The 6792-nt window shown below is 42.3% G+C and carries 6 protein-coding genes and 1 pseudogene; 2 read left to right on the plus strand and 5 right to left on the minus strand.

Annotation, left to right across the window (positions count from 1 at the left end; translation table 11 throughout):
* From ACWB1W_RS08605 to ACWB1W_RS08625, 5 genes and pseudogenes are all read right to left on the minus strand, one after another.
* Positions 1–244: pseudogene (locus ACWB1W_RS08605) on the minus strand (30S ribosomal protein S12 methylthiotransferase RimO); the annotation flags it as partial.
* A 391-nt stretch (positions 245–635) separates the two neighbouring features.
* Positions 636–1934, minus strand: a complete 1299-nt coding sequence (locus ACWB1W_RS08610; RefSeq protein ID WP_479370958.1) for a glucose-6-phosphate dehydrogenase — start codon at positions 1932–1934, stop codon at positions 636–638.
* Positions 1897–2802 (minus strand): phosphogluconate dehydrogenase (NAD(+)-dependent, decarboxylating), encoded by a 906-nt coding sequence (gnd, locus tag ACWB1W_RS08615; protein WP_479370959.1) that lies wholly within the window; start codon positions 2800–2802, stop codon positions 1897–1899. The genes ACWB1W_RS08610 and gnd overlap by 38 nt, the downstream gene beginning before the upstream one ends.
* Entirely contained in the window at positions 2799–3599 is an 801-nt protein-coding gene (locus tag ACWB1W_RS08620) for a ParB/RepB/Spo0J family partition protein (RefSeq protein ID WP_479370960.1), read from the minus strand. The genes gnd and ACWB1W_RS08620 overlap by 4 nt, the downstream gene beginning before the upstream one ends.
* Before the next feature lie 77 nt (positions 3600–3676).
* A complete protein-coding gene (locus tag ACWB1W_RS08625; protein WP_479370961.1) occupies positions 3677–4114 on the minus strand; it encodes a hypothetical protein in 438 nt (145 codons plus the stop codon).
* An 85-nt stretch (positions 4115–4199) separates the two neighbouring features.
* On the opposite strand from ACWB1W_RS08625, the gene ACWB1W_RS08630 reads away from it, so the two are divergent.
* Positions 4200–5882: a hydrogenase maturation protein gene (locus ACWB1W_RS08630; protein WP_479370962.1), complete on the plus strand. Its 1683-nt coding sequence runs from the start codon at positions 4200–4202 to the stop codon at positions 5880–5882.
* 6 nt (positions 5883–5888) lie between these two features.
* Positions 5889–6792, plus strand: a 904-nt coding sequence (locus ACWB1W_RS08635) for a dihydroorotate dehydrogenase (protein WP_479370963.1), incomplete at its 3' end; no start/stop codon positions are given.

The raw sequence follows: 6792 nt of genomic DNA on the forward strand, positions 1-6792 counted from the left end.
CCTTATACCTCTCAACGAGACAACCCATAACGATTACTTCCTTCCCGCTTTCCGCAAACTCAAGAATCGTTTCTATACTCTCAAGCTTTGCGGGTTCTATAAAACCGCAGGTGTTTATTATTATCACATCAGCCTCTTCGGGATTGGGCGTTATCTGTGCTCCCGCACTCTTCAACTTTCCGAGTAGTATCTCACTATCAACCAGGTTTTTGGCACATCCCAAACTAACCAGACCTACTTTCATAAAGAAAATTTTAGTTCTCTGAAACCCTATATATATGATGCAAAAAAGCACGGAATTTTAAGGCATGTAATCCCTTAATTACTTTAGGGCATTGCAAGGGTTAAAATCTATCCCTTGAAAATCAGTAGGGAAAATTTAAGGATTTGCCTTCCGAAACCCCTCGTTGCGGGGAATTGCTGAAAATCATGCCCTTCCTCGCTAACCTTACAAAATCACGGGTGAGAGCTAAAATTCCCTATTCAGTAGCCAAGGAGTCAAAAAGGGCTATTCCTTAGCTCTTTATTTTCAAGAATATCATAAACTTAAGTAAATTTTTATGATTTTTGTTAAGGATTTCGGTTTTTCTTGCTTCTTTTAAACCTACTCATTAAATTAAACTATTTTGAGAGCACTAACAGAACGAAGATTTAAAAAAGTTAAATTCGGGGTGCCGGAAATCTTCGTAAACTTCAAGGGGGACTTTTTCCGCTTGTTCAAGAAGAGGCTCGGTTATCTCCCATAGGCGTTCAACCTCCTCCCCGTCAAGGAACAGCATTCTGTTCCCCTCTATAACGTCAAGAAGAAGGGACTCGTAAGCGTCGGGAATCTCACCGAGTGCTTCCTTGAGGTATAGCTTCCATTCCTTACTCTGTGCACACTTTAGAAATCCGTAAGGTGAGATTAGATTAACGGAAAAGGAAACCGCATTCTCGGGATATATATTGAATGTAAGGATATTTTCCCTAGGGGGACAGCCTATTATTCTTTCAAGGGCTTTCAGGTTATTAAAGCGAATGCTTATTTCGGTTCTCTTCTCCTTTAGTTTCTTGCCCGTAATTATGTGAAAAGGAACTTCTTCCCACCTTTCGTTCTTTACCGAAAGTTCTACGTAAACAAAGGTCTCAACATTTCCTTTGTAGCTTTTATACCTTGCCCTTTTTAGGCTTTCCTTTTTAAACTCAAAGAAGTTAAGCGTTCGCTTTATCTCGTCGTGAAACGCAAGGGAGGAACCCGGAAGCTCCATAGCGGTGAATACGGAAAGCATAAGCATATGGTTCTGAACCATATCCCTTATGGCTCCCACCTTATCGTAATAAGCTTCCCTTCCCTCAACACCTTCCCTCTCAAGGGCTAAAACCCAGACCTCCTTAACGTAATGCCTGTTTAAAAGCTCGTAAAATAGCGGATTTGAAAACTTAAAGGAGAGTATATTTTGAACCTGAGGTTTCCCGAGGAAGTGGTCTATCCTGTAAATCTCCTCTTCACGAAAGTATTTTTTTACGATTTTGTTTAAAAGTTTTGCATCTTTAAGGCTAAGTCCGTAAGGTTTCTCTATCACTATTCTTTTTAAAGGCAAGTTTAGGAACTTCCCTATTCCTTCAAGGGCTTCCTTAAATAAGTAAGGAGGAAGTGCCAGGTAGAATACGTTAAGTGCTTCTCTGCTCAGTAACTTTTTCAGTTTCTTATAGCTTTCTTCGTCCTTTACGTTAAACTCAACGAAAATAAGTTTTTCCTTCAGATTGTCGGAAACTTTCCTCCTACTTTCTTCAAACTTTTCCCTCTTTCTTCCCAAAATAAAGACTCTTCCCGGGTTAATCTTGTCCTTTACTGTGTCTATCGCGGGAAGAAGTTTCTTCCTTGATAGGTCTCCCGTTCCTCCGAAGATGATAAAGTCAATCCTTCCTTTTGATTGGATGCCTCCCGAACGCATACCTCAGAACAGCAAGAAGCTTATTCCTGAATATATCCTTTTTCCTTGAGTCAAACCTGCCAAAGAGGGAACTTGCTATGACGTTTAAAGAAATGCCTCTGTCAACAGCCTCCTTTACACACCACCTTCCTTCACCCGAATCCTCAACGTATCCCTCAACCTCCTCAAGGTTTCCGAACTCATTAAAGGCCTCTTCAAGGAGCTCCATTAAGAAAGAGCGTATTACACTTCCCTGATTGTAAATCCTTGCCACCTCCTTAAGGTCATAATCGTATGGGGACTCTTTTAAAAGCTCAAAACCCTCTCCTATAGCCTGCATTATCCCGTATTCTATACCGTTGTGAACCATCTTCGCGTAATGTCCCGCCCCGCTTTTTCCTAGATAAGCGTATCCCTTTCCCTCATAAGCCAGGTCTCTGAACAGGTGTTCCCACTTTCTGAAGACATACTCATCACCCCCGATCATAAGGGAAAATCCCTTTTCTTTACCGAGCACTCCTCCGCTTACACCGACGTCAAGGAAGTTAACACCTATTTTTAGGAGTTCCTCATACCTTCTTACAGAGTCTTTGTAAAAGGAGTTTCCCCCGTCAACTACCGTATCTCCCCTTTTTAATAGGGGTTTTAGGTTTTCCAGTACTTCATCCACCGCAGTATGGGGAACCATAATCCAGAAGAGCCTTTCTCTATCAAACTCTTTAAACTCTTCGTAATCCTCTACAACTCTTATACCCGGTTCTTTTCTTGCCTTTTCTCTTGATTCCCTTGATTTATCATAACCTACAACACGCCACGAAAGTTTTTTAAGACGGTGGGCGATTGCCCCTCCCATCCTCCCTAGGCCTATTAACAGTATCTCCTTTTTCACAGAGTTTCGCCCTCCGCGGTTATACCCAGCTCTTCGGGTGTAAGGCTTTGTATGGCCTCTTTTAGGTTATCAAACACCGTGTAGAAATCCTCTCCGAGGAACTTAACACCTCTTCCGTATAGTTTCTGGAATGCGTATGAAACCATCTTTTGTTTTTCATAGGACATCGTTATTCCGAGCTCTTCCGCCTTTTGATTTAGAACCATCTTAACCTCTTCAAGTTTCCTCGCTCTCTTTTCCCTCTCCTTTTCCGCTTCGTTTAAAGGCATATCCAGGAACTCGTCAACCTTCTGGAGAATTCTCTCAAAATACGAGCCCGGGAACTTTTTATCTCCGAGTCTTTCCGTAACGAAACCTATCGTTATGTAAAAGGGATACTGAATGAAGGGTTCAAGGTCATACTCCTTCATATCGGGATTTTGTTCAAGCTTTTCCATAAAAAGGTTATAAGCCTGAATCGCTTTTTCTTTGAGCCCCGGTGCTTTCTCAATGTTGAAACTCAGTATGTAGTTTCTTAAATCCTTAGGAAGAACGAAAGCGGGAATTTTTTCAAGCCCTACTATCTTCGCCGCCTCCAGTCTGTGCTGTCCGTCTACCACTTCGTAATACCCATCACTGTTTGGAACAATCATTATAGGGTCTATAAAGCCAAGGGTTTGTATTGAGTTTATTAGCCTCTCTATAAGTGTGTTCGAAAGAGGCCTTTCTATAGGAGGGATTACAACCTTATCAACTTCAACCTCACGGAATACAATCTCATAACCTTTAACGGGTTCCCTGTACTTACAGGCGTCCATCTTTGCACCTCCCTTTATAAAATTTTTTTAGGATTTTTGAGTCCTTTATTATAAATTTAATCTTTCGGAGCTTTATTTCAAGGCTTGAAAATTCTTCCTTCCGCAAAAACGTTGCTCAGGCATCCCGTAAAATCCGCCCCTCCGCTACATACCATAAAGTGAATTTCCTTCTCGTTTATAACCTCAAGGATACCCGTAGGTGTTTCCTTCGTTATACCTTTTTTCCCGCTTACCGCGTAATCTTCTCCGTCGTAGCTTATAACACCGAAAAAAGCCCCGTTGCACGAAGCAACTACTTTAAGCCCCTCCTTTATACCGAACTTCTTTCTGAAATAGCCCTTTATTTCTTTTATTTCGAGTCTGTGAACTTTACAACAGAAGGGTTTTATTTTTCTTAAGCTTCCGTCGTAATTTTTGTAAACACCCGTAATACAAACCTCTTTTGTGTTCTTCCACCACTCGGTAAAGGGCTCACTTCCGAACAAAAAGCCAAAAAGAAAGAGAAGAACTATCAATCCCGCTTATACCTCCCATTGATATGAGACTAAGCCCCAAGAAAAAACCTAAAACTCTGTTCATATAGGTGTATTTTAAAATGTTATGAGAATTCTCTTTTTATGCTACAGGTTCAACTCCCTTTCCCAGAGACTTTACTGCGAGCTCACCGAAAGGGGACACGATGTATCAATAGAGCTTGACGTTCATCCGGAGCTCACCGTAGAAGCCGCAGAACTCTACAAACCCGACCTCATTATAGCTCCCTTCCTTAAAAGGAAAATTCCGTCCGAAGTTTGGAAAAAGTGTCCCACCCTTATTGTTCATCCGGGGCCTCCGGGAGATAGGGGACCCCACGCAATTGATTGGGCAATTCTGAACAACGTGAAGGAATGGGGTGTTACACTCCTTGAAGCATCCGAAGAATACGACGCCGGAGACGTATGGGCCTTTAGAATGTTTCCTATGAGGTTCGCCAGAAAGTCCAGTGTATACAGGAACGAGGTAACCGAGGGAGCGGTTGAGTGTGTCCTTGAAGCAATTGATAACTTTGAAAAAGGAAAAGTAAGAAAAACACCTCAAGGTGATAAACACAACTGGAATAAGATCGATAAAGAAAAAAGAAAGATAAACTGGGCAAAAGATACAACCTCCGAAATCCTTAAAAAGATTTACGCATCGGACAGCCAACCCGGTGCAACCGCAACACTTCAAGGGGAAGAGTATTACCTTTATAACGCGTATCCCGAAGAGGAGCTAAAGGGAAAACCGGGGGAAATAATAGCGGTAAGAGATGAGGCTATCTGTATAGGAACGAAAGATGGAGCTATCTGGATTACCCACCTAAGGGAAAAGAAAAAGGACTCAATAAAGCTCCCTGCTGTTAGAGTTCTCAAGAAATTAAAAGTCCCCGAGCTTCCCTTAAAACCCTGGGAGAAGGTGGATTTCAAAACTTATAGAGAAATAGTTTACGAGGAGGAAAAGAACATAGCTTACATTTACTTTAACTTTTACAACGGGGCAATGTCCACGGAGCAGTGTTACAGACTCCTTGAAGTAATAAGGTATGCCAAAAGAAGACCCGTAAAGGCTATAGTCCTCATGGGACAGGAAGACTTCTTCTCAAACGGGATGAATTTAAACACGATTGAGAATGCGGAAAGTCCACCCGACGAGAGCTGGAGGAATATAAACGCGATAGACGACGTTTGTGAAGAAATCCTTAAGACCCCTGATAAACTTACGGTTGCGGGAATACAGGGAAATGCGGGAGCAGGCGGAGTCTTTATGGCTCTTAATTGTGACTTTGTATTTGCAAGGGAAGGTGTCGTTCTTAATCCTCACTACAAGAATATAGGAAACCTTTACGGCTCGGAGTTTTGGACCTACATACTTCCGAAAAGGGTGGGATGGGAAAATGGGAAGAAAGTTATGGACAACAGAATGCCCGTAAGCTCAAGGAAGGCAAAAGAGATAGGTTTAATTGACGATGTTTTCGGTAAAAATCCCGAGGAGTTCAGAAAGCTACTTAAAGGAAGACTTGAGAAGTTTATAAACTCAAGGGAGTATTACGCATTTATTGAGGGAAAGAAAAAAGAAAGAACTTCTCCCGAGTGGGAGCAGGAGATAAGAAAGGCTAGGGAGCACGAGCTTGAGATGATGAAACTAAACTTTTACGGATTTGACACAAGTTACCACATAGCCCGATACTATTTCGTCCACAGGAAGCCCCACTTCAGAACACCGCCATATCTTGCAAAGCACAGGAGGAAGATAAAGATAAAATAAAATCCGATGAATCTTGAAATAGAGCTTTTCGGAATAAAGTTTAAGAACCCCGTATGGGTTGCCAGCGGAACCTTTGGCTACGGTCTTGAAGCGATGGAGATTTATGATGTCTCAAAACTCGGTGCTGTTGTAACTAAAGGGCTTTCCTTGAGACCAAGGCTCGGAAACGAACTTCCCAGAATAGTTGAGACTCCTTGCGGAATGTTGAACTCAATAGGTCTACAAAACCCGGGTGTAGAGAAGTTCTTAGAAGAGCTTTACCCAAAGATAAAAAACATAGACACGCACTTTATAGCAAACGTGTTCGGTGAAAGCGAAGAGGAATACGTAGAGGTATGTATGGCTCTTGAGGATGCGGAAAAGATTGTAGCTTACGAGCTTAACGTTTCCTGCCCCAACGTAAAGAAGGGTGGTATAGTCTTCGGTCATGACCCCGTAGTTCTCGGAAGCCTTGTTGAAAGCATAAAAAAGAGGATTAAAAAGCCTTTGCTTGTAAAACTTTCTCCCAACGTTACGGATATAACGGAGTTTGCAAAGGTGTGTATAAATAGCGGGGCGGACGGCCTCGTTCTTATTAATACCCTCCTCGGAATGAAGATAGACATAAGAAGGAAAAAGCCCGACCTTGCCACTAAAACGGGCGGACTCTCGGGTCCGGCAATTCTTCCGATAGCTGTCAGGATGATTTATCAGGTTTATGAGAAGTTCGGGGACACTGTTCCCATTATAGGTGTAGGAGGCATAACTACATACGAGGATGCCCTTGAACACGTTATGGCAGGGGCGAGTGCGATTCAGGTAGGAACTGCAAACTTTTACGACCCCCTTGCACCCCTTAAGGTTATTGAAGGAATTAAGAATTTTATGAAAGAGGAAAACGTTCAAAACTTTAAGGAACTTATCGGAGTAG

Source organism: Aquifex sp., from assembly GCF_056494385.1.

Excerpts from the sequence above, each read along its gene's own strand:
- ACWB1W_RS08610 (WP_479370958.1), bottom strand. The coding sequence starts at position 1,934 with ATGCGTTCGGGAGGCATCCAATCAAAAGGAAGGATTGACTTTATCATC.
- ACWB1W_RS08620 (WP_479370960.1), bottom strand. The coding sequence starts at position 3,599 with ATGGACGCCTGTAAGTACAGGGAACCCGTTAAAGGTTATGAGATTGTA.
- ACWB1W_RS08630 (WP_479370962.1), top strand. The coding sequence starts at position 4,200 with ATGAGAATTCTCTTTTTATGCTACAGGTTCAACTCCCTTTCCCAGAGA.